Annotated in this window: 1 protein-coding gene and 1 pseudogene; both read right to left on the minus strand. The window is 75.2% G+C overall.

Annotated features, from left to right (window positions below):
- Positions 1 to 304, minus strand: a pseudogene (locus tag GT354_RS54365) (hypothetical protein); the annotation flags it as partial.
- A gap of 92 nt (positions 305 to 396) precedes the next feature.
- On the minus strand, positions 397 to 902 hold a 506-nt coding region (locus tag GT354_RS23000; RefSeq protein ID WP_161358271.1), incomplete at its 5' end, for a LytR C-terminal domain-containing protein.

Consider the following 902-nt stretch of genomic DNA (forward strand, 5'->3'; position numbering starts at 1 on the left):
CGGGGGTGGCGGGGGCTGCGGCGACCGTGACGGGACGCGAGGTGGGTGCCGCGTACGCCGCGGGCGATGTCGCGAGGGCCGGCCCCGTCGCGGCCGCGACGGCCGCGACGGCGAGAAGGGCGCCGACTGTCGCGCGAGTTGTCCGGGTGCTCCGGGTGCTCCGGGTGCTCGGGGCGATCCGGGCAACCCGGGCGCTTCGGCTACTTCGGGCGCTCCAGGCGCTCCCGGTGCCCCAGGTGCTGCCGGTGCTGCCGGTGCTCCGAGTGCGGACGGTCCGGGTGATCCGGCTGGTTCGGTCGTTCATGGTCTTCCTGTTCGATCGGTTCGGGTCCGCGACGTTGCGTCGGTCTGCGTTCCGGGCGGTCTGGGGCCTCGGGCTTGGTCCTGCGGGTCCGCTCACCCGTACGAAAGGTTGGAACACGGGTCGTCGTCCGCCGAGCGGACCTTGTCGACGACCGTCGAAGGCAGCGCGGCGGGCGCCGACGGCACGGCGGACGGTGTCCGGCTCGGCGCGGCCGAGGACGGGCCGGGTGCCTGGCTCGCGAAGGCCCGGCCGACGATCACGGTGACGCCGGACACGGAATCGGGCTGTAGCCGGGCGCCGGGAAAGAAGCGGGCGACGGCCAGTGCCCGGTCCTTGTGGCCGGAGCCGTACCGGACGATCGTCGCGACGTGCTCGTGCGAGGTGGCCGTCGCGGTGGTGGTGACGGTGAATCCGTTGGCGGTGAGCGTCTCGGCGGCGCGGCCGGCGAGCCCGGCGGTGGTCGTGCCGTTGTACACGGCGACGTCGATGCCCGCCCCCGGGGCGGGAGTCGCGGCCGGCGCGGACGCGTTCGGGGCCGGTTCCGGGTTCTCGCCGCCGCCTGCGGCTTGGCCGTCGATGGTGCGGTCGGCGCGCAAAG

It is taken from the genome of Streptomyces sp. SID3343, assembly GCF_009865215.1.
In the GTDB taxonomy this organism is placed as follows: domain Bacteria; phylum Actinomycetota; class Actinomycetes; order Streptomycetales; family Streptomycetaceae; genus Embleya.